At 44.9% G+C, this 21,857-nt stretch carries 26 protein-coding genes; 6 read left to right on the forward strand and 20 right to left on the reverse strand.

Annotated features, from left to right (window positions below):
- Positions 1–313 precede the first annotated feature (313 nt).
- The 5 genes from BREVNS_RS00295 (at position 314) to bcp (ending at position 4,415) form a co-directional block, all read left to right on the forward strand.
- On the forward strand, positions 314–1,414 hold the full coding sequence (locus BREVNS_RS00295) for an Ldh family oxidoreductase (RefSeq protein ID WP_483427080.1): 1,101 nt from the start codon (positions 314–316) through the stop codon (positions 1,412–1,414).
- A gap of 9 nt (positions 1,415–1,423) precedes the next feature.
- The gene (locus BREVNS_RS00300; RefSeq protein WP_483427081.1) at positions 1,424–2,311 is read left to right on the forward strand and encodes a phosphoribosylaminoimidazolesuccinocarboxamide synthase; all 888 of its coding nucleotides are present in this window, start codon (positions 1,424–1,426) and stop codon (positions 2,309–2,311) included.
- Positions 2,304–2,897, forward strand: coding sequence for an RDD family protein (locus BREVNS_RS00305; protein ID WP_483427082.1), 594 nt, complete (start codon positions 2,304–2,306; stop codon positions 2,895–2,897). The genes BREVNS_RS00300 and BREVNS_RS00305 overlap by 8 nt, the downstream gene beginning before the upstream one ends.
- A gap of 10 nt (positions 2,898–2,907) precedes the next feature.
- Positions 2,908–3,858, forward strand: a complete 951-nt coding sequence (locus tag BREVNS_RS00310; RefSeq protein ID WP_483427083.1) for a hypothetical protein — start codon at positions 2,908–2,910, stop codon at positions 3,856–3,858.
- A 107-nt stretch (positions 3,859–3,965) separates the two neighbouring features.
- The gene (gene bcp / locus BREVNS_RS00315) at positions 3,966–4,415 is read left to right on the forward strand and encodes a thioredoxin-dependent thiol peroxidase (protein WP_483427084.1); all 450 of its coding nucleotides are present in this window, start codon (positions 3,966–3,968) and stop codon (positions 4,413–4,415) included.
- Between the two features lie 210 nt (positions 4,416–4,625).
- Here the strand turns inward: bcp and BREVNS_RS00320 are convergent, their stop codons facing one another.
- From BREVNS_RS00320 to BREVNS_RS00395, 16 genes are all read right to left on the reverse strand, one after another.
- Positions 4,626–5,441 carry a hypothetical protein gene (locus BREVNS_RS00320; protein ID WP_483427085.1) on the reverse strand — a complete coding sequence of 272 codons (816 nt, stop codon included), beginning with the start codon at positions 5,439–5,441 and terminating at the stop codon, positions 4,626–4,628.
- On the reverse strand, positions 5,441–6,532 hold the full coding sequence (locus BREVNS_RS00325; RefSeq protein WP_483427086.1) for a hypothetical protein: 1,092 nt from the start codon (positions 6,530–6,532) through the stop codon (positions 5,441–5,443). The genes BREVNS_RS00320 and BREVNS_RS00325 overlap by 1 nt, the downstream gene beginning before the upstream one ends.
- A 10-nt stretch (positions 6,533–6,542) precedes the next feature.
- Positions 6,543–7,397 carry a formyltetrahydrofolate deformylase gene (purU, locus tag BREVNS_RS00330; protein WP_483427087.1) on the reverse strand — a complete coding sequence of 285 codons (855 nt, stop codon included), beginning with the start codon at positions 7,395–7,397 and terminating at the stop codon, positions 6,543–6,545.
- Between the two features lie 133 nt (positions 7,398–7,530).
- Positions 7,531–8,346 carry a tetratricopeptide repeat protein gene (locus tag BREVNS_RS00335; RefSeq protein ID WP_483427088.1) on the reverse strand — a complete coding sequence of 272 codons (816 nt, stop codon included), beginning with the start codon at positions 8,344–8,346 and terminating at the stop codon, positions 7,531–7,533.
- Positions 8,343–8,678 carry a Smr/MutS family protein gene (locus BREVNS_RS00340; protein WP_483427089.1) on the reverse strand — a complete coding sequence of 112 codons (336 nt, stop codon included), beginning with the start codon at positions 8,676–8,678 and terminating at the stop codon, positions 8,343–8,345. The genes BREVNS_RS00335 and BREVNS_RS00340 overlap by 4 nt, the downstream gene beginning before the upstream one ends.
- Positions 8,660–9,706 carry a hypothetical protein gene (locus BREVNS_RS00345; RefSeq protein ID WP_483427090.1) on the reverse strand — a complete coding sequence of 349 codons (1,047 nt, stop codon included), beginning with the start codon at positions 9,704–9,706 and terminating at the stop codon, positions 8,660–8,662. The genes BREVNS_RS00340 and BREVNS_RS00345 overlap by 19 nt, the downstream gene beginning before the upstream one ends.
- Positions 9,703–10,656, reverse strand: coding sequence for an ROK family protein (locus BREVNS_RS00350; RefSeq protein WP_483427091.1), 954 nt, complete (start codon positions 10,654–10,656; stop codon positions 9,703–9,705). The genes BREVNS_RS00345 and BREVNS_RS00350 overlap by 4 nt, the downstream gene beginning before the upstream one ends.
- 24 nt (positions 10,657–10,680) lie before the next feature.
- The gene (locus tag BREVNS_RS00355; protein WP_483427092.1) at positions 10,681–11,103 is read right to left on the reverse strand and encodes a response regulator; all 423 of its coding nucleotides are present in this window, start codon (positions 11,101–11,103) and stop codon (positions 10,681–10,683) included.
- Between the two features lie 12 nt (positions 11,104–11,115).
- The gene (locus BREVNS_RS00360; RefSeq protein WP_483427093.1) at positions 11,116–11,580 is read right to left on the reverse strand and encodes a chemotaxis protein CheX; all 465 of its coding nucleotides are present in this window, start codon (positions 11,578–11,580) and stop codon (positions 11,116–11,118) included.
- 9 nt (positions 11,581–11,589) lie between these two features.
- Positions 11,590–12,105 (reverse strand): chemotaxis protein CheW, encoded by a 516-nt coding sequence (locus tag BREVNS_RS00365; protein ID WP_483427094.1) that lies wholly within the window; start codon positions 12,103–12,105, stop codon positions 11,590–11,592.
- Complete coding sequence (locus BREVNS_RS00370) at positions 12,089–14,320, reverse strand: chemotaxis protein CheA (RefSeq protein WP_483427095.1); 2,232 nt, start codon at positions 14,318–14,320, stop codon at positions 12,089–12,091. Before BREVNS_RS00370 ends, BREVNS_RS00365 begins: the two co-directional genes overlap by 17 nt.
- Positions 14,321–14,370: 50 nt before the next feature.
- Positions 14,371–15,465 (reverse strand): chemotaxis-specific protein-glutamate methyltransferase CheB, encoded by a 1,095-nt coding sequence (gene cheB, locus BREVNS_RS00375; RefSeq protein ID WP_483427096.1) that lies wholly within the window; start codon positions 15,463–15,465, stop codon positions 14,371–14,373.
- Positions 15,452–16,006: a CheR family methyltransferase gene (locus BREVNS_RS00380; protein ID WP_483428053.1), complete on the reverse strand. Its 555-nt coding sequence runs from the start codon at positions 16,004–16,006 to the stop codon at positions 15,452–15,454. Before BREVNS_RS00380 ends, cheB begins: the two co-directional genes overlap by 14 nt.
- Positions 16,007–16,144: 138 nt before the next feature.
- Positions 16,145–17,377: a hypothetical protein gene (locus BREVNS_RS00385; protein ID WP_483426076.1), complete on the reverse strand. Its 1,233-nt coding sequence runs from the start codon at positions 17,375–17,377 to the stop codon at positions 16,145–16,147.
- 55 nt (positions 17,378–17,432) lie between these two features.
- Positions 17,433–17,774, reverse strand: coding sequence for a protein-glutamate O-methyltransferase CheR (locus BREVNS_RS00390; RefSeq protein WP_483427097.1), 342 nt, complete (start codon positions 17,772–17,774; stop codon positions 17,433–17,435).
- The gene (locus tag BREVNS_RS00395) at positions 17,774–18,655 is read right to left on the reverse strand and encodes a hypothetical protein (RefSeq protein WP_483427098.1); all 882 of its coding nucleotides are present in this window, start codon (positions 18,653–18,655) and stop codon (positions 17,774–17,776) included. Before BREVNS_RS00395 ends, BREVNS_RS00390 begins: the two co-directional genes overlap by 1 nt.
- A 466-nt stretch (positions 18,656–19,121) precedes the next feature.
- Between BREVNS_RS00395 and BREVNS_RS00400 the strand changes: the two genes are divergently transcribed.
- A complete protein-coding gene (locus BREVNS_RS00400; protein ID WP_483427099.1) occupies positions 19,122–19,304 on the forward strand; it encodes a zinc-ribbon domain-containing protein in 183 nt (60 codons plus the stop codon).
- Between the two features lie 107 nt (positions 19,305–19,411).
- Here the strand turns inward: BREVNS_RS00400 and BREVNS_RS00405 are convergent, their stop codons facing one another.
- From BREVNS_RS00405 to BREVNS_RS00420, 4 genes are all read right to left on the reverse strand, one after another.
- Positions 19,412–19,840, reverse strand: coding sequence for a hypothetical protein (locus tag BREVNS_RS00405; RefSeq protein WP_483427100.1), 429 nt, complete (start codon positions 19,838–19,840; stop codon positions 19,412–19,414).
- Between the two features lie 61 nt (positions 19,841–19,901).
- Positions 19,902–20,798 (reverse strand): cation diffusion facilitator family transporter, encoded by an 897-nt coding sequence (locus BREVNS_RS00410; protein WP_483427101.1) that lies wholly within the window; start codon positions 20,796–20,798, stop codon positions 19,902–19,904.
- Between the two features lie 9 nt (positions 20,799–20,807).
- A complete protein-coding gene (locus BREVNS_RS00415; protein WP_483427102.1) occupies positions 20,808–21,218 on the reverse strand; it encodes a NifB/NifX family molybdenum-iron cluster-binding protein in 411 nt (136 codons plus the stop codon).
- Between the two features lie 119 nt (positions 21,219–21,337).
- Positions 21,338–21,682 (reverse strand): M15 family metallopeptidase, encoded by a 345-nt coding sequence (locus BREVNS_RS00420; protein ID WP_483427103.1) that lies wholly within the window; start codon positions 21,680–21,682, stop codon positions 21,338–21,340.
- Positions 21,683–21,857 lie beyond the last annotated feature (175 nt).

Consider the following 21,857-nt stretch of genomic DNA (forward strand, 5'->3'; position numbering starts at 1 on the left):
TCCACCATTAGACACCGAACACCCCATCACCATCCAGATCAGGCCAACCACTGCCCACCAGAAAAACTTTTTCACAATACACCCTCCGTCTTTCATAAAATTGCCACTTATTATACGAAAAAACACGAAAAAAAGTGAAATTTTTGAAAATATTTCCTTGTGCCGCAAAAACTTATGTGCAAAAATAGGCAAATTGAACAAAAAATGGGCGTTTTCCAGAAAGGAGGAAAAAGAAGAACATATCCCCAATTTTTGCAAAAACCCCCTTTTTGCTTTATACTACTTTGTCATTATCCTGAGGGAGGGCTTTTCCATGTTCACCATGTCTTTTGAAATTCTACGAAATTTTATGAAAGATACCTTTGTCGCCGTTGGGGTACCAGAAAAAGACGCTGATATCTGTGCCGACGTTCTCATCACGGCTGATCTTTTAGGTATTGACTCCCACGGTATTGGAAGACTCAAACCCATCTATATCGATCGGATTCTCGCCGGGCAGATCTCTCCTACCACAACCATTGAAATAGTGAAAGAAACCCCTACCACGGCTGTGATTGATGGACACAATGGGATGGGACAGGTCATTGCCAGAAAGTCCATGGAAATAGCCATCGAAAAAGCCAAAACCTACGGTATGGGGATGGTTGCCGTCCGAAACTCAAACCACTACGGGATTGCCGGATACTATGTCCGCATGGCCGCTGAAAAGGGAATGATTGGTATCACCGGTACAAACGCCAGGCCCTCTATTGCCCCCACCTTTGGTGTGGAAAATATGCTTGGCACCAATCCACTAACCTTTGGTATGCCTACCGATGAACCCTTTCCTTTTATGCTCGACTGTGCCACATCCATCACCCAGCGCGGCAAGATTGAAGTCTATGCCCGTCTCAATAAAGAGCTTCCGAAAGGGTGGGTGATCAGTGAAGATGGAACAAGCAAAACCAATCCCCATGAAGTCTTAGATGACCTTGTCAAAGGGACAGCCGCCCTTCTTCCCCTTGGTGGAATGGGAGAAGAGATGGGGGGATACAAAGGCTATGGGTACGCCACTGTGGTAGAAATCCTCTCCGCCGCCCTTCAGCAAGGGGCTTTTCTCAAGGCCTTAAGCGGCTTTGAAAACGGCAAAAAAGTTCCCTACAGGCTCGGGCATTTCTTTATTGCCATCAATGTTGAGGCCTTCACCGAACTTGAGAACTTCAAGAAAACCACAGGAGAGATTTTGCGGGCTCTGCGGGCATCAAAGAAAGCCCCTGGCCAGGACCGCATCTACACCGCCGGAGAAAAAGAATACGAAACCATGCAAAAACGTCTGGTAGAAGGCATTCCTCTTGACGAAGAGGAACAAAAAGACATGATAAAACTCAGAGATACCTTCCATCTTCATTACACCTTTCCTTTTGAAAAGGCTTAGGAGGATACGATGACTATTACTGAATCCAAACTCTCTTTTCTTCCGTTAGTATACAAAGGCAAAGTACGAGATATCTACGCCATTTCTGATACAGAATGGCTCATGGTTACCACTGATAGAATTTCTGCGTTTGATGTGGTCTTCAACGAAGGTATCCCCGAGAAAGGTCGTATTCTCAACCATATCTCTCTTTTGTGGTTTGACAAAATTGACTTCATTCCCAATGCTATCAATACAAAAGATATTCTTGGTCGACTTCCTCAACTTGCTGATAAACCGGGGATTGCTGAACGCTCCATGATTGTGCGAAAACTCAATCGTCTCCCTTTTGAATGCGTGGTGAGAGGCTATCTTTTTGGCAGTGTTTACGAAGAGTATCAAAAAACAGGTGGGGTTGCGGGTCAGAAACTCCCTTCCGGGCTTTCTCTTGCCAGCAAACTCCCCACCCCTCTCTTTTCTCCGGCCACCAAAGAAGATACAGGACATGATATCAATATTTCCTTGCAAGAGTTTGAGAAACGAATAGGAGATCAAAAATTAGCCCATCAGATTATTGATGTTTCTCTCCAGCTCTATACCATGGCGTATGAGAAGCTTCTCCCTCACGGCATTCTGTTAGCTGATACCAAGTTTGAATTTGCCCTCGATGAAAAAAACCGTCTCACCCTCATTGATGAAGTCCTCACTCCCGATTCCTCTCGATACTGGGACTGCACCACCTACCAGGAAGGAACAAGTCCCGCCAGTTATGACAAACAATTTGTGCGGGATTATCTCACGACTATCAAATGGGACAAAAAACCTCCTGCTCCTTCTCTCCCAGAAGAGATTATCGTCAAAACCTACGAGAAATACAAAACCATAGAAACCATTATTGAGAAGGTATGCCATGAGTGAAAGAAAGCCCGTTTCTTCCTCCTTGGTTGAAGACCAGGCTCCTCAAAGTGTCCCCATGGCTCCCACATGGAAAAGGATTGCAGCCTTTTGTATCGATTACCTTTTTCTTAGCACCATTTTTGCCCTTGTCTTTTCCTTTTCTACCCGTCCCCTCCTCCTTGATTATGTCAAAAGTATGCCTCAGGATGCTTCTCTCAATATCATAGAACTCCAGAAACTCCTCTTTTCCCTCTACCAACAGCATTTCTGGGCCTATGCCTTTTTTGATCTCATGCTCTGGGCTTCCTATTTTATTCTTTTTTGGCGAGCCTCAGGTCAGACCATCGGGGCAAAGATCATGAACATCCGTGTCTTTCCCGGTGTTCCCCCAAAACGTCCCCAGAAAAACCTCTGGGACCTTCCCTGGTCCATGTGTATTACCCGCTTTTTGTTCTTTTATCTCGCCGTTCAGCTGTACGGAATCCCCTTTCTCTTTGTCTTTGATAGGGAATTCAATATTCGTTTCCATGATTTTTTCAGTCGCTCAGTGGTGGTTTCTCTTCCTCCCAGGAAAAAAGACTCTTCAGATGATGAAGAAGAACAATAAGGAGATGTATATGAAAAGAAAATGTGGTATTCTCACAGGACTTTTTCTCTTTTTTGTCTGCGGCTGGAGTCAGATGATTCTTGATGACTTTGGTTTTCTTGCTGGAAGTCCCTCAAGTACCTACGGCCTCCTCCTCCTTTTCCAGGGAGAAAAGGCTGAATCAGCCTCCACCCCGGAGCTTCACCCCCTTTACAAAGCAGAGCTCTTCTACCAGGAAAACAAAGACATCTGGTCCACTCGCATTGCCGGCAATGTTTCCCCCATTTCTGCTAACTTCCAGATGGGGCTTTTCATTACCTTTTCTGATGTTTTAGGGATGGAATTTCGTATTCCCTTCACCCTCACGGTGGGAACAGGCTGGTATGACACCACCTTCGGCAAAGGCATTGGCATAGCCTCAAACTTTTACGACCCCGCCAACAAAGACAATACCTATTCCAGCGAAAACCTCACCAAAATCTATTTCAAAGCCTCAACGGGTCTGCGCCTCTCCGGCACCATTCTCCCCAAAACCTTAGCCTGGACAATTGAGCAAAACCTCTACTACCGATATTTTCTTGGAACAAAGAGCGATAGAGATGTGTGGCTCTACGAAAATCAGGGAGATAACCTGAAATATTTTCGCTATTCAGCTTCAGGTATGATCACCCTCACCCTTCCGCTGCTTTTCCGTCGGATCTCTCTTTTTGCTACCGGTGATTGGGATATCCAGCATTACGCTGAATCTCCTGCAGCCAAAGGCGGATGGGGATCAGACCTTCCCAGGGTGCAGATAGGGGGGATCTTTGGGGTAGGAATGGACAATTTCTCCCTTGATCTTCAACTAGCCTGGGGAAATACACCAGCCTATCAGGAAGGCTATGGCTACAACCTTCTTCTCACCGAAAGACGCATCAATACCGATGTGATCCAGTACTGGTATCTCCACAAGATAGCCCTGCTCCTTTCCTGGGAGATATAATTGTCATCGATTTCTCTGAATGAAGAAAATCAGGGAGTATCCAAAAAAATGGACGCTCCCTGATTTTTTTATTACTTTTATCTACAACCATCAAAAAGGAGGTCTCTATGCTCGAAAAAGGTCAAAAAGCACCTGATTTTCGTCTTCCCACACCCGAAGGGGAGATAAGCCTCTCTCAATTCAAGGGGAAAAAGGTTGTTCTCTACTTTTATCCCAAAGATGACACCCCAGGCTGTACCAAAGAAGCATGCGGGTTTCGGGACGTGTATGACCAGATTCTTGCAAGAGGCGCCGTGGTTATAGGGGTGAGTGCCGATAGTGTAACTTCCCATGAAAAGTTCAAAAAAAAGTATGGTCTTCCTTTCTATCTCGCAAGCGACGAATCCCACAGTGTCCTGGAAGCCTACGGTGCCTGGGGAGAAAAAAATATGTACGGCAAACGCTATTTTGGAATCATTCGTTCAACGTATGTGATAGACGAAAATGGGACCATCATAGCCGTCTTCCCCAAAGTTTCTCCAGAGAAACACGCCCACGAGATTTTAGCGCTTTTATAACTCATTTTGAGACCTTTGCACGAATGTGCAAAGGTCTCAAGAAGGTAATAAAAAAACAGAAAGTAGTATAAAAATATTCCTTTGCATAATAAACAAGCCTATTTTTTAGATAAGAAAAGACAAATAAGCCTTTGTAAACAGAAAAAGCGGGGTTTCAGGGGCGTAGCCCCTGACCTAAACAGGGGAAGAAAACACCCATCCAAAGGTCTCTCATTTTTCTTCATGTTTTGCCCGACGGGAAGCAAGAAGATCCTTCCATGCCTGAGAGAGAGCTTCACTTTCTGAAAGTTGAGAAGCGCTACTCTGAAGATAACGACGCTGGATCTGCTTGTACACCGCCAATCGAAAATGAAGCCCAAAAAGATAATAGGTGATCAGCGCAAACCCGTACCCAATGGAGAGAAGGAAAAACACCACAACATCTAAAAGGGCTATTCCCATTACCATGAAAATCTCGAGAAAAACAAACCGAATCGCATACGAAAAACCCCGAAAGAGAGAAAGCTCTGGATTGTACAGAAGCATGGGCAAAAGAACAAACTCCCCTAACGAGACAGCTACATACACCCAGACTAAAAAAGTCACCATCACTATCTTGGCTACAGGATGAACAAGAACACTTGCATAAAACACAAGAGCATAGCCAATCATCACCCCCGCTATCCCAAACACCACAAAGAGTTGAAGCGAACGAAAAAAGGTGCGCTTCAAAGCATGCCAGTAGTCAACAAAAAAACGCCGAAGATAAACCACATCCATCTCATACACACCCCGAAGATACTCAAGCGAAGCAAAACTGGTGGGAAACACATGCATGGTAAGACTCACCACCACCCATGCGACGACTAAAAAAGCGACTTCACCCGAATTTTTTGGTCCATGTCCTGTGAGAATCCAGAGAATCTGAAATACCGTCCAGACAAACACCGGATTGACCGCCGAGACAAGAGCTACCACCCAGCTAAAACCCAGTTTATTCCAGAGTCTTGAAAAAGCCTCAACAAAGGCATCCTTGAGTCTTCCCATCATTCACCCACCCAGAGAAGATTGACCGTATTCTTGGCTAAATCACTATACTGAGAACGATTCTGAGGATCTGGAACCCACTTTCCATCCACGACAAAACAGTACACATGGAGCCCGGGACGAAGACTCACCTCTACCTCAAACACCCCGGCCCCCTTGTACTCAAGGGGAATACTATAGGGATCCCAGTTGTTGAAATCTCCCACAAGGGAAACCGTTTTGGCCATATCGTCCTTATAATGAAAGCGGTACACCCGATTGGATACCCACAGCGGATAACGCACATTGGGAAGAAACTCCCTCTCAAGCACAAAATACGAAAACTCCACCCCCGTCGCATCGACCATCACCGCCTGATTGTTGGGATCTGGCACCCAGACATCATCCACCAGGAGACGATAACGGTACCTTCCGGGAAGAAGCCTGTTAGTCCAGCGAGCCTCCCACAGAATAAACTGGTAATTATTGGGAGTAATATAATCCGCATAGGCTTCTTCAATTAACCTTCGATTGAGAATCCATCTCTCCTTCTCTCTCAGGCTCTTGGACAGCATCGCCGTTGTTTCCTCTGAGAGCGCCACTCCCTTGAAAAGCGTAGGATTATAAAGCCTCGGCCCCTGAACAATGCGATTGATATCCCCAATGAGAGCCGTTTTCAAATCAGAAAAGGAGTATTTCTGTTTCTTTTTCTTGGTAATAGGAAGAGAAAGTTCCTTCATAATCGTGAGAGTCTTCTTGGAAAGCTTGCCCATGATATAACGGGAAAGGGGATTTTTTTCATCATAAAGGGCATTCATGAAACCCACATAATCCCTGATATCCTCTTCAGAAAAGAGAAGCGATCCCTTGACCACCTCCATCCGAATAGGCGTCTTCCAGTTGTTAAAATCCCCCGCCACCTTCACACTCTCCGCATCTCCCTTGAAAAAGAAGATAATCGCATTCTCAGTAATAAGGGGCGATTCCACCGTAGAAAACATATTCTGGTACAATTCCTCATACTTTTTCTGGGGATCTACCACCACCGTCTTCTGGGCCCAGACCACTCCAAAAGCGACAAGAAAAAGAAGATATATCCCTCTCTTTGGCATACCTACCCCTCTAATCGAAAACCACCGTCTTGTTATGAAAGACCAGCACCTTGTTTTCTACGTGGAGTTTCACCGCCCGGCTAAGGACACGCTTCTCCACCTCTTTGCCTTTGTTAATCATATCGCTTAGACTATCCCGATGGCTTACCCCGATCACATCCTGAACAATAATCGGCCCATTATCCAGTTCTTCTGTGACATAGTGACTGGTAGCCCCGATCAGTTTCACCCCACGGGCATACGCCTGGTGGTACGGTTTTGCCCCCACAAACGCCGGGAGAAACGAATGATGAATATTGATAATCCTGTTAGGATACACCGCAATAAAATCCGGCGAAAGCACCTGCATATACCGTGCTAATACCACTGTATCAATCCTGTAGTCCTGGAAGAGTTTTATCTCCTTCTCTTCCACCTCTTTTTTATTTTCAGCATTGACAGGGAAACAAAAATACGGTATCCGGTAATACTCCGCCACCGACCGAAGATCCTCATGATTGCTTACAATCAGGGAAATATCCATACGGATCTCTTTAGATTGCCACTTGAGAAGAAGATCATACAAACAGTGATCAAACCTGGAAACCATAATAGCCACCCGTGGCACCTCATCAGAAAAGACAAGTCTCCACTCCATCCGAAACTTGTCCGCAATAAAGCTAAAAGCCTGGGCTATCTTCTCCCTTGGAATACGAAACCCCTCCAGTTCCCACTCAATCCGCATAAAAAAGGTATTCGTCTCAAAATCCGTATGCTGATCCGAGTGGACAATATTCCCATCATACTGATAAATAAAGCTTGCTATCTCCGCCACAATTCCCTTTTGATCAGGACAGGACAAAAGCAAAATAGCCGTTGCACTCATGACAAACTCCTCTGCCCATTAGTATAGCGTAAAGAAGAAATTTTTTCAAACCGTGAGACCTTTGCACTTTCGTGCAAAGGTCTCAAGAAAGTAAATAAGAATACACCCGTGCAATGGCCTCATCCTTCTCTTTTCAGTTGAAATTCAGATAAAACCAGGCTGTTGCATAGTCCTTATTGATCCTGAGAGCTATCTTACGAAATTTCTCACTGAGCTTTTTGTTTTTGAGCTTTTGATAGCAAAAGGCTATCTTATCCACAAAAATCTCTGAGTCAGGATAGAGATTCACAGCCGCATAGTAGAATTCAAGGGCGTTGGAAAAATCCCCCTTCTGGTATTCTATTTCCCCGAGCTGAAAATAACTCATAGCTTCCACTACTCCACCAGGACGAGCGGAAAGGATCTGCTTCCAGTTGGCCACTGCATCATTTTCACGACCAGCCATGAGATTCGCCAGACCAAGAAAATAAAGCGTATCCAGAAGGGGCGAAGCTACATAGGACTTCTGAAGATACGTCTTTGCCTGTTCTGGTTCATTCTTGGCAAGATAGGCAATACCAATGAGTTGCGCCGCCACAGGCTGAAATTCTGAAGGGAAACGAGAAAGCGGTTCAGCCTGAGTGACTACCGTCTCATAATCTCCTGATTGAAATGACCGTAAAAAGCCAAGATACAAACGTCCAAACTCCTGATACCCAGGGAGACGAGTTTCTTCTTTTTCCACAACGGTAGCAAGATTGGAGATAGCCTTGGTGTCTCCATTCAACGCCAATCGGAGCATAATCCGGTACCACCGTAGCCGATAAGCATCACTGTTCTCCACAGGAATAGTTTGGAACACATCATACGCTTTCGACCAGTTCTCTTCATCATAATATTTATCAAAGGTATAATAGCGACTACAGGAAACAAGTAGAGCCATCACCAATAGCCCAATAGTTCGTTTCATAATCTAATCACTCCTTTCTGATAGGTATAGGAAATTCTTCTCTCCTGCAACACACTTTCCACCATCTGCCGAAGAGGGGCATGGAGAGAAGGAGAATGATTCCCCTGTCCCACAATGAGATGAATACTTTTCTTCTCCCTTTCCCTGCGAAGAAGAACCTCCTCAAGAACACCCAAAGCCTTTTCCACCGTCATGCCGTGAAAATCAAACACAAGAACCTCTTTCTCCGATGGCTTTGGCCTGGAGAGACGCCCACCCTCTTTGGCCGGCACAAATCGCATTTCCCTCATGGCCTGCAAAAATATCTCATCCGTTACCTTTCTACTTTCCATAGCGAGAAACTCCAGGGAAGAAAGAGTCCTTCCACCGTTTTTGGAAAGCTCCGAAAATAAGAAGTGCCTATCACAGGAGAAAGGAATAACGGTATATCCATCACATAATTGGTGAATCGCAGTGTTTCCCCTGTATAGAAAGAAACCACTCCTTTCGAAGAAATACCCCACAGATGCTCAGGAGCCGTATACACAAAACGAACATCCTCCCACCTTGAAGGTTCTACCTCCTCTATCCTTTTACACACACTCACCATAGCCGGCGAGATCACAAGAGATCTTTTCTTTTGCCGGGCAAGAAAATAATAAAACACTCCCGAACTACTGACCTCCTCTTCTCTCACCCACAATACCCCACTGGAACCAAAGGTGGGAAGCACAGGGAGATTCGTGTGTCTCATTTCCTTCTGCCACCTCCAGAAGTCAAAAGCCGAAAGGGTGGAGATACTTTCCTCATCAGCCATAACTAAGGCCTTCGGAAAATTTTGTTTCACCCACTGACTTGCCTTTCTCTGATAAGAAAGAGAAAGCCCGGTGATATCCACCACCCAGACGTCCACGGGAAGCTTCTGGAGTTTTTCCACTATCTGTTGAAGTTTTCGATGGGTTTGCGTTCTCTCAAAGGCCACCGTATAATCCGGATAAAAATCCGAAATATCCCACACGGCTGTCAAAAAACCCTCCTGCTGTTCAAAAAGCCTTACCCTTGCATAGAGAGAAAGAGAGTTTTGTCTGCACCATTTCACCACTTCCTCAAACTCTTCACGACTCCCCAAAAATGTCTCAAGACTCCCCCTCTGAAACTTCTGCCCCATATCCTCAAAGTCGTACACCGCTTCTGTAGGAAGAAAACGGCCACTATACCCCTTGAAGGGAGTATCTATCCATATCGCCTGAAATACCTGATTGGTCTGGGTAATCCAGGGAATAATATCCTGATAACGATACTTCCTCACATCCAGAATCACCTGAGACCAGAAAGAAGACACAAACGCCGCCGCCAACCAGAAAGCACAAAAACCTCTCATGAATTTTGCCTCTCCGCCAACGTCATCAGCGCCAAAGCCGCCGACCCCATCACTCCTGCATCGTTGACAAGAGCCGCCGGTACAATCTCACAGGTCTCAAACATTTCTGTCTTGGTATAGAGAGAAGTATATTTTTTCAACCGATCAAAGAGAAAATCTCCCGCCTGAGATACCCCACCACCAACAATGATCGCCTCAGGATTGAAAAGATGAATGAGATTGGCCATCCCTATCCCCAAATAATGACACGCCTCTTCTACCACTTCCAGGGCAATATCATCACCCCTTTTCGCCTCATCAAAAATTGCCTTGGCTGTGATTTCCTCATAGCGAGCCAAGGCTGTTTTCTTCCCCATGGCCACCAGCCCTTTTGCCCGCTTGATCATGGCTGTTGCCGATCCATACGCCTCCCAACATCCATTGAGTCCACACCCACAGGCCCGTCCCTCAGGAACAATCTTCATATGCCCCACTTCACCAGCAAAATTGGCTACTCCCCCATACACATCACCATGGACAAAAATCCCCCCTCCAATGCCTGTGCCAAGCGTGATGAGTACAAAATCTTTGTATTTTTTTCCTGACCCAAAGATGTACTCACCCCTTGCGGCATTATTGGCATCATTGTCAATAGCCACAGGAAGACCAAAAGCCTTTTCAAGGTGTGTGGCAAGCGCATAGTTTTCCAGGGCATGAATATTGGGCATAAAACGAATCATCCCGTGGACTTTATCCACTCCCCCGGGCACTCCTATCCCGATGGCTTTGACCCCTTCCTGTCCGAAAAGGATATGCCTCACAGCCTCCTCAAGATTGGAAACAATGACCTCTCTCTCACGAGTTTCCGCCTTTGTCGGAACCTGATGCGTCTTCACAAGTTTCCCTTCACGAGAAACAATCCCAAGTTTTACAGCTGTTCCACCAAGATCAATGCCCAAAAAGAAATCCATAAACGACGCTTCCTCCCTTACGTCTCATTTCAGAATCTGTGCCAATCTCTCAATAACCTTCTCCCGGTCAATGGGCTTGACTAAATACCCCTTTGCCCCGAGTTTGATGGCTTCCTTCACCGCTTCAGCCGTTCCAATGGCTGTCACCATAATCACGGTAGCATTGGGATCAATAGCCTTGATCTCCTTGAGAGCGGTAATCCCATCCATCTCTGGCATGGTAATATCAAGGGTCACTAAATCGACATTCGGATAGAGTTGTTTGTAAAGTTCCACTCCCTCCCGTCCATTGGTAGCCGTTCCCGCAATCTCAAAATCCCGGGACATAAATATCTGTGAGAGATGCTTGATCACAAACTGAGAGTCATCAATAATCAACACCCGGTAGTGACCGCCTCCCACCTTTCTCCCTGTTGGCAAACCATTTTCATCAAATATGAGGGCCATAGTCTCCTCCTTTTATCCTTCTTTGAACGCAACATTGATTTCAATAATACCAAGCGGTGTCTCCACAGGAATAATCAGGGCTTCCATATCCCCCTGTTCGAACACCGTGAGATCCTTTCCTGTAATCATCGTGGGTGGGCTGAAATGAAAGGCAAGATTTTCCTTTTCAAGCCTGGTGACGGCCCTTCCCGTAATCATGTTGGCAAGTTCCCCAATAGTAGACATGACCATCTTATCCAAGCTATGAAAGGTTTCTCCATTCATCTTTGAAGCCAATTTGATCGCCACATCCTCTGTCATATCAAAGACCACACGACCATTCACCTGCCCTGTGACCCCGATAACAATAGCCACACCTTTCATGGATTCACCCAGTTTTTTGAGATACAATTGACCTCTTTTCACATCCGTCTGCAGAACCTCTTTGAGAATATCAAAAGCTGCCTCCACAAAGGGATTAATGTACTCTATGCGCATATTACCTCCTTAGCCATTTCCGTATAAAGAAGAAAGATACTGAACTAACCGATCCATATCAATAAAAAGTATCTCCTGATTATCCTTCAGGATAACTCCTTCAATCATCGCATGCTGGGACCACTTCGCAATATGTTCTCCCCCCTGATACTCATTCTCAAACACCTCAATATGCTTGTAGATACTATCCACCATGAGCCCGAACATATTTCGTTGATGTTTCACCACAATCACATACTTGTCCTCATCATCCACCACCCGCTTCCCCTGATAGGGATCAGGAAGCGAAAGGATCCGTCGCAAACTATAGACCGGGATAATATTTCCTCGAAGATTGTACACCCCGAGAAGCTTGTCATGCGTATTGGGAAGAAGAAATATCTTCCGTGCAAAAAGAATACTCTCTATATCATCCATCGCCAGAGCATACAGTTGCCCCTCTAAGGTGAAACTGATACACTGCATCAAGAGCTGATGGACAACCATCGCCTCCTCGGTCACGATACGTTTATTTCGAATTCCCATGTTCCACCTCAAGCTTTTTCACAATTCCCGCATACGATTGAATAAGCCCACTGAGATCCACAATATACCCTATATTGCCATTGCCAATAATCGTCCCTGCTGAAATCCCCGGGCTTTTAATAAGCCGATTGTTGAAGGGCTTGATCACCACATCCTGTTCTCCCACAATCTCGTCCACCACCAGTCCATAGTGTTTATCCCCCTGTTTGGCAAGAATACAATAGAGATTCCCTTCTATATCCTTGGTCTCATGATAGAAAAACTTTCTCAGGAAAAGAAGGGGCACAAACTCCCCACGGACATTGAGATGGGGTTCCCCCTCAATATCAATCATATCACTTTTCTGAATGATAATCGTCTCATCAATAGCCACAATCGGGAGAATATAGGAAAATCCCGATACCATCACATGAAGTCCCTGAATAATGGCAAGCGTCAAAGGAAGTTTCACCTGAATACGGGTGCCTTTGTCCTTTGCGGTATAGATGGAGACACTTCCACCCAACTGTTCGATTTTCTTCTTGACCACATCCATCCCCACACCACGACCGGAAAGCTCTGTCACCTGTTCAGCCGTCGAAAAACCGGGGAGAAAGATAAGGGCAAGCGCCTCTTTTGGAGAAAGATTCTCTGCCGTACTGGCTGATATGAGCCCCTTTTCGATGGCCTTCTGCTTCACCCTGTCCACATCAATACCCCGACCATCATCACTTACTTCTATATAGACATGTTCTCCCTCATGAAAGGCCCGAATAAGGATCTTGCCTTTCTTGGGTTTGCCCTTGGAAACCCTCTCCTCAGGACTCTCTATCCCATGATCAATACTATTGCGAAGAATATGGATCAGGGGATCAAAGAGATCATCCACCATTCCCTTGTCTATCTCTGTCTCCACCCCTTCAATCTCAAGATCTACCTCTTTGCCAAGACGCTGAGCCTGATCCCGTACCAATCGTGGAAAACGAGAAAATACCTGCTGGATAGGTACCATACGGAGCCCTGTCACATTCTCTTGAAGGGCCGAAGAAATCTGATTGAATCGCTGAAGAATATCCTGATACTGTTCAAGAGCCCCTTCCATATCCTGAAAGTACTCTCTGAGACGAGCGTTCAACTCCTCATTATGAGTGGCATTTTCATCAAGAAGAAGTTTCTGAAGCCCGGAGAGAAATGGTTTCAGCACCAACCTCATCCCATTGTATCCCTTCATAATGAGCTGGCTGATCTCATGGAGAAGCGACTTGTTGATCACCAGTTCTCCCACAAGGTTCAAAAGTTCATCGATACGACTACTCTCCACCCTGAGAGTGGAAGACGTTTTGATCGTCTCTGAAGACTCTGCAGGCACATTCTGTTTCTGTGGCTTTTCTCCTGAGGGAGAAGGGGAAGGGGAAGGAGCAGAAGCGACCTTTTCCCCTGCCATCATGGCCGACTCAAGACCCTCTATATCACTTTTAGAAAGCCTTCGTATCCTGAGATCCGTCACCAGATCCCGCATAAAGGTTTTCTCACGGATAAAGGTTTCGTCCTTCTCTGTCATCACCACAAGCCGAAAGTTCGGACGAAACTCCTTCTCCAGGATATCCAGGGAAGGTTCCATACGGATAATCTGAGCAAAATCCCCTACCAAAGCATAAATCTGAAATGCCGACACATCCTTCATTTCATAGTTTTCATTGAAAACATAAAAAAGTTCATACACCGGAAAATTCTGATTCAAAAACTCTAAAATAAGTGAACGTTCATACGACGTGAGATAGGAAAGTGATTCCTCCCCCTGTACGGAAGACTTTGGAACTGAGAAAGACGACTGTGCTTTCCCGCCTGACGACTGAAGGTAACTCACTATTTGATGATACACATCCCTCGAAAGTTCTTCAGCATACACATCCCCATTACGCCGGGCATCTAACATACCCTCAATGATGTCCTTGGCCCTCAAGAGAAGAGAAATCAGATCCGGAGTGACGGCTATCTCAGATTTGCGTACCCTGTCTAAAAGATCCTCCATCCGATGGGTAAACTCCTTGATCTCCGTAAAACCAATAGTCCCTGCCCCACCCTTGATGGTATGAGCCGCCCGGAATATCTCCGCTATAGCCGCCGTATCTGTCCCATTCTTTTCCAATGAGAGAAGACTTGTTTCCATGTTCTGGACAAGTTCAAGAGCCTCACTCATGAAATCCGCAATAAGTTCCTGGGATATCCCTTCCATGTATCCTCTTCTCCATCTATAGTATAGGACAAAACCAAAAATCTCTCAAGTTATTTCTTCCCCGCTATCATGGTTATGGCCCTGCCAATATCCTGCACGGGTAAAACCACATCCACCCCATTATGCTTCACCGCATTGCCTGGCATGCCCCACACCACCGATGTTTTCTGGTCCTGGGCAATCACAATGGCACCCTGCTGACGAAGCTTTGGTGTCTCAATGGCACCGTCCTTTCCCATCCCACTGAGTATCACCACAAGCATCTTGTGTCCTAAGGCTACACGAAGAGACTCAAGAAAAATATCCACCGATGGCTTGAAGAAAAACTCCTCATAGTTTCTCTCATCCCGATGATAGACAAGACGGTTGTTTTCCAGAGATAAACGGGCATGATACCCCCCTGGACAAATATAGATAACCCCATTCTCCAGAACCTCTCCTTCAGCAAGCTCTTTCACAGGGCGATGATAAGCAACAGAGAGATTTCTGGCAAACTCCCCGGTAAAAAGAGCCGGCATATGCTGGGCAATCACCATGGGCACTGAGAGTTCGCCAAGATTATCTAAAATAGCCCTGATCGCATTTGGTCCCCCTGTCGAAGAACCAACCGCCACTATCTGGGGAGCGATGGGTTTTTCTTTCATCACTATCTGGAGACTTTCAAGCGATTCCCTCACCTTGATAGCCGTACTCTCTTCCCTCGGAGTGGGAAAAAGTGCCGCCTGCGTCTGATAATACAACCCTTCTATCTTCAAGGTAAATTCCTTTTTCACTTCGTCCAGGTTCTGATAAATCGGAGAATCAGGTTTGAGAATAATCTCTTTTGCCCCAAGAGAAAGTGCCTCCCATGTCGTCGGGCTCCCCTCTTCCACCACAGAACTAAACACAATCACATGAGGCCTGTCTTTCGGTTCTACCTTTTCTTTAAGATAACGGAGCACCTCAAGCCCATTCATCTCTGGCATCTCAATATCAAGAATCACCACATCAGGCTTGTAAAGAAATATCTTCTGAAGCCCTATCTTTCCGTTTGGGGCACTCCCAATCACCTCAATATCCGAAATCTCAGAGAGAATCTGGGTCACATACTTGCGAATGAGTACAGAATCATCGATAATGAGCACCTTAATTTTACGAGCGGACATAGACAATCCCCTGTGAGAAACTCTGTGGCCGAAAAAGATCGGTAATCCCAATGAGACTTTCCGAATGCCCTATAAACAAAAATCCCCCCTCCATCATGGTTCTATGGATATTTTCCAGCACTTTTAATTGTACGGCAAGATCAAAATAAATCAAGACATTTCGACAAAAAACTACCGGTACATTCCGCAGCCCGTTATCATAAATCAGATTATGGTAATCAAAACGCACGTGCTTGGCAAGGGAAGGTTGCACCTGATACCCCGTTGGGCTCTTCACAAAATACTTTTCTACAATCTCAGGGGAAACCTTGGCAAGGGCTTTTTCTGGAAAGGTTCCCTCCTTGGCCGTGAAAAGACTCTGCAGACTGATATCAGACCCTATGACAAGGTATTCCCAATCAAAAAGATGATTTTGCCGGATATACCTATCGACTGTAATAGCGAGTGAATATGGTTCTTCTCCCGTGGAACACCCTGCACTCCAGAGCACAAATTTTTGATTACGTTTCCAACAGGAGACCTGAAAGAGAGAGAAAAGGATAAAGAAGTTACCCCTGGCTCAAAAGATTTTTGTCAACTGTAGTATACAGGGAACATTTTAGATAAACAAGTTTTTTCTGGGGAAAGTACCCTTTTTAGGCCATAAAACAGGGCAATAAGTACGTACCATCCCTATGTTTTATATCACATCCTGCCAGTAGACACCATCGATAGCCTCATCACGATTATAGTAGTAATGCAAACGCACAGCAAGAACATTGGTTGCCCCTTCTCTTTTCCATACCCCTACATCCATTCTCTGGTTTATGGTTCGCATCACCCGTTCTGCCCTTGAGGTTGTTCCTGGCAAACCATCTTCACTGTCACAGGCGAACATGTCTTTTTGAGCACGAAGAAGATAATAAAAACAATGTTTGCGCCCTTTTTCGTGAAATAAGTCAAGAAGATTCTGAATATGCTGTCTGCGCTCGCTTTGATAACCAAGTCTTGTTTGCCAGTCATTTTTGTACCCCAAGAAACAGGCTTTCCCTGTTTCAGCGACAATATTTGTCCACTCAGAAGAACGATATCTCACTCTATCAAGACGAAGAAAATACTTCAATTGATAACTTACATGCCACAAACATCGTTGAAAAACGATACCGGGATGTTTGCCCTGGTTAATCCCTGTATCTCCATCGACAACAAGAAAAAACCGAGAAAAAGAGTGTTTTTCTTGAATGGGCTTAAGAAGTTTGTCCCAACCTGCATGGTAATTATCCACAAGAAGGCCTGCTATTCTTGTATTTTTTCCTGTCAATGGGGAGGCTTGTTGCCTCTCCTGCAAAAGAATTTTAGCTTCTTCTCCTTTTTTCTTGCCCTGAACAGGAATACCCGTCCCATCGGCTTCTCCACAGGGTTTTTCTTTTTCTGAGATACTGAAATGTATCTTTCTCCCAATATTTTGAAGGTTTTTCCAGAGGGTGCTAAGACCTATTTTATACCCTGTGAAGGAAAGAATACGAGCGGCCACTCGATAGGTGGTAAGAGCCCCGGCTAAAGCCACTCTGTAGATATCTTTCAGGATTTGCCTTTTTCGCTTTTCTACACCAAGAAGAGATCTTGTGAGAAAAAGTTTTCTTCCACACTTTTTGCATTGAATTTGGAGCTGAGGAAGAGTGATCTTTCCAAAGGGCATCAGAACAAAAACAGTGTTTTTTCCATGCTTTGTTTTCCATATGAAGTGATGTTTTTCTCCGCATGTACAGGTGATACGACCTTCTTTTATTTCTTTTTCTGCCACTTCTACAGAAATCTGATGAACAAATGACTCAAACACTCCTTTGATGGCCTGGAGAAAAACCACCACTAACGTCTCAAGTTTTGTGTCAGGGTAGTCGATAGTCAAAGTGAAGGTGAATTCTTTACGCATGGGTTCCTCCTTGTGTCCTATTATCGGCCAGGGAGGAACTTTTTTTTGCTTTTCCTCATCTTCCCACTGCAGGTCTCCTGAAAAAAACGTTACCAAATTTTTTATCCGGAATTTTTTCCCTCACAAGGGGCAAGATTTCTCTCTCAAGCATCTCAAAATGCCGGGGATAACGAAAGAAACTGGTAAAGTTAGTCGTGACAAAGTCTAAAAAATCCCGAAATTCCTGGCTATTCTTCTGAAGTTCACTCAGATACTCTTCAGCAGAACAGTTTTTCTCCTTGATTCTTGTCCTGAGACGGCTCTCAAGTACCGTAAGATTCGAATCCTGGAAAACTATCCCACTTGCCTGGTACACCATTTCAGCCACTTTTTGAAGAAGAGTTGTTGAAAATTCCATTACAACTCCAGAACGAGCGTTTTGTATGCTTCTATCTTTTCGGGAAGTTCATATTCCAAGAGATCCCCCAGGTAAACCACATCATACTTCTCAAAAGCCGAAACAATATCCGAGAGAAGAGAATTGAGCCCCTGGGCAAGATTTTCCACCTCATCTTCACGAGAGGAGAAGTGACCAGCATTCTGCCTGAGATAAAGAACGGCCGACTCCAACACAGAAATTACCTGATGAATCTTGTCAAACGCAAGCTTATCCTGCCCTAACTGAAAACTTTCAGCAATCTGGGGAAGAATCTCCAAAAGACCATCCAAGGCTTTGCCAAGATCTTCCTTCTCAATCCGTACCGGCACCACCACCTTTGAAGCCAAAAGCTCAAAATACCGGGAAAGACTCTGCATCACCTGCACCAATTGGGCAATATCCCCTTCATTTTTCTCTTCACTCTGAAAATACTGCAAAAGATCTAAAAGAGTATGGCGAATGAGAGAACTTTCCACCATCTCGACTGGAGAAAGAGATTGAACAATCTCCACCACTTCCAAGATCCATTCCATAATTTCCCGGTACTGGTCTGCGTGGGCATACCCATTTACCCTGAGATCCTCAGCTACGGAGGCGCATATCTCCCGTGATTTTTGAAGAAGGGTCTCTACCACCTCCTGCTTGTCAGTCACCTCAAGTTCTATTTTCTCAATCTTCTCCACAGGAATCCCCGCTAAGGCATCATTATCACTGGAATAAAACTCATTATTGATAGTCACGCCGGTAATAATCTTATCCTCTTCAGCAAAAATTCTTGTAAGGGACATTACCACATCAAGAGCTGTTTTCTCGTTCTCAAGCGTCACATCAATCCTTTCACCGTTAATATAGAGATGCATTGCTTTCTCCTTTTCTGATAATATATATTTATCGACAGAAAAGAACAAAAACTGAGACCTTTGCACGAATGTGCAAAGGTCTCAAAAAAGTAATAAAGAAACAAAAATTAGTATCAAAATGTTCCTTGCCGTAATAAATAAACCGATTTTTTTGAATAAAAAAGACAAACCAGCCCTTGTAAACAGAAAAATCGGGGAAGAGGGGCGTAGCCCCTGACCCAGACAGGCAAAGAAAACATCCGTGCAAGGGTCTCGATTTTTGTCTTTTCTCTTAGGGATTCAGTATCCCAAACACTATTCACCGTCCTGCAAAAAAAGACTGAAAAATTTTTGCAAAAAAACGTAAAAATACTTTACTTTTTTCGCCATATGCCGTATACTATATACAAGTGAACAGCAGGTGAGGTCTTTGGTTTAGCCATCATTTGCTGATTCTCAAATTATGGCTAACTCAAAAGGAGGGTCTATGCCAGACAAAAAACTCACCTGCAAGGATTGTGGGAAGGAATTCATCTTCACTGAAGGTGAACAGGCTTTCTACCAGGAAAAGGGGTTCACGAACGAACCCGCACGCTGCCCTGATTGCCGTCGTGCACGCAAACAGCAGCGTAACAATCGTTCCTTTGGTGGCGGTTCTTCCAGGTGGTAGGGATGCCTGACGGGATCCTGAGTCACCTGAACCAATAGAAGACACAAGTCCCGTAATCCCCAAGCGCTCCCTTGAAGGGAGCGCTTCTTTTTTGATAAAGAAATTTCCTACAACCACTTGATAATAGCGGTGGCTACAGAAATCAAAATCCCCATAAACCACATGAGCATCGTAAAACGTTTATTTATATCTTCAAAACGCTTATTCATGTCTTCAAAGCGTTTATTCATGTCTTCAAAACGTTTATTCATATCTTCAAAGCGTTTGTCAATTGCTTCAAAACGTTTATTCATATCCTCAAAACGCTTATCAATCGCTTCAAAACGACTATTCATCACCTCTACAACGGTTTTCAGATCATTTCGAAGGGCTTGAAGCTCTATCACGACACGATTTTCTTTTTGCCGCGCTTCCTCCTTCATCTCTACCTGCTGTAAAAGAAGAGTCACAAAATGCCTTGCCGAATCTTTATCTTTTTTTTCAACCACCTCAAGAAGCTCTTCTTCTAAAACCTCACATAACTCTTTTGTTACCATATTCTCCCTCCAATTTTCATTATAGTGAAGCCTCCCTAAAAAGTCAAATCATCTTCCTCACTCATTTCTTTCCACCAAAAAAGCCTTTCTCCCTGCAACGGTCTGTTTCATACTGAAGAGTAACATGGGCAATCCCAAAATCAGCCAACCTTTTCTCGACTTCCTGCCCAATCTCGCAGGCTTCTGAGAGCTTCCTATCTTCCATTTCTATATGGGCTTCCAGATAGATGGTATGCTCATCAGAACGCCATGTATGAACATGATGAATATTTTTTACCCCTGGGACTTTTTCTATCACCTCTTGAATCTCGCGATAGTCCAGCGGAGCCGCCGCCTGCATGAGAATATCCACTGTTTCGCGTATAACCTTCCATGACTCCTTCATCATCCACAAGGCAATTCCTATGGAAAGAAGTCCATCCACCCAGAATAGTTCCCCTTTCCACCATACTAAAAGCCCTCCTCCAGCCACCACCAACGAAAAGAGCGCATCAGACAAAAGATGAAGATAACTTGACCTGATGTTGAGACTATGCCTCGAGTCAGCATGCAGCATCCATCCAGAAAGAGCATTGGCGAAAAAAGTAAAAAGCCCCATCCCCACCATGATAATAGCGAGAGGAGGATGGGGAGAAAAAAATCTCCCCACGGCTTCCCGAATCACCACCACCGACACCCCAATAAGGACAATCGCATTGACAAAGGCTGCTAAAATCTCCGCTCGTCTATACCCATAGGTATGTTTCTCTGTCGCTTCGCGTATAGAGAGACGATGGGTATAAAAGCTCAACACCACCGCTCCCACGTCACTAAGGTTATGAAGAGCATCTGAAAGCAACGCAAGGCTTCCCGAAAGAACACCGGCAACACCCTCTGCGACGGTGATGCCCCCATTCAAAAGGAAAACCATCCAGAATTTCCAGGAAGAGAAGAGAGTCTTTCTTTCGTGAATATGCATTATCTCCCCCTAATGAACACAACACCCGCTACCGGCTTCATTTTTGAGACTTCCATCAAGGATACCCTGAAGAACCCTGTCAAGCGAAGCCTCCTTAGTGAGAAAAGGTTCAAAGCCATGGCGAAGGAGATCATCATAGATTCTCCGTCCCATTCCACGACTCACCACATACTTTGCCCCTGCAAGAAGATCGAAAAGCCCCTGGTGGTTATGTCCATGCCCATGTTCATGATTATGATGGCCGTGATGTTCATGATGCAGATGACGGCCTCCAAAGTGATGGGTATGGGCAAAGGTGTTTTCTACATACCATCTCTTCACTTCCTTCCCATCTTCTACCTCCACCATCACAAAACCCTTACATCTTCCAAGATGAAAAGCCAGTGTCTTCTGATCATCGGTTGCCAAAGCAATACGCATATCCTGCCTCCTTTTTTAGCATATGTTAATTATAACCATAAAAAGCGATTTTGTCAAATGGCTGGCTTTTTTGAAACTTCTTCTCCACTCTCTTGAACCTCTTTATCACACAAAAATCTCTAGGGGAGAATCTCGTATTTTTTCTTTGCTTCTTCTCTCCCACAGAGTTGAAAATGCCACCACTCCGTCGCAATGTCCTGAAAACCGGCCTCTCTCATCACCTCTCGAAGAAGAAGTCTATGGCTCACCTGTTCTCTTGTCAATTTCCCCTCCGCTAAAAAGCGCTTCTCATACCTCGGCTCAGCCAGTTCCCCAAAGTAATCAACTGGAGTGCCCATATCCAGTTCTTCTCCTTTTTCATTCAGAAGGGAAACATCCACCGCCACGCCATAATTATGAAGAGAACCTATAGCAGGATTGGCTACATAAATGGCTTTCTCTGTATTGGATACCATTGCCCACATTTTTTGATTACGTTTCCAACAGGAGACCTGGAAGAGGGAGAAAAGGATAAGAAGTTAACCCTGGCCCAAAAGATTTTTGTTAGCTGTAGTATACAGGGAACGTTTTAGATAAACAAGTTTTTTCTGGGGAAAAACACCCTTTTCAGGCCATGCAACAGGGAAACAAGTATGTCCT

Origin of the sequence: Longinema margulisiae, from assembly GCF_025266855.1 — a bacterium.
Taxonomy (GTDB): Bacteria; Spirochaetota; Brevinematia; order Brevinematales; family Thermospiraceae; genus Thermospira.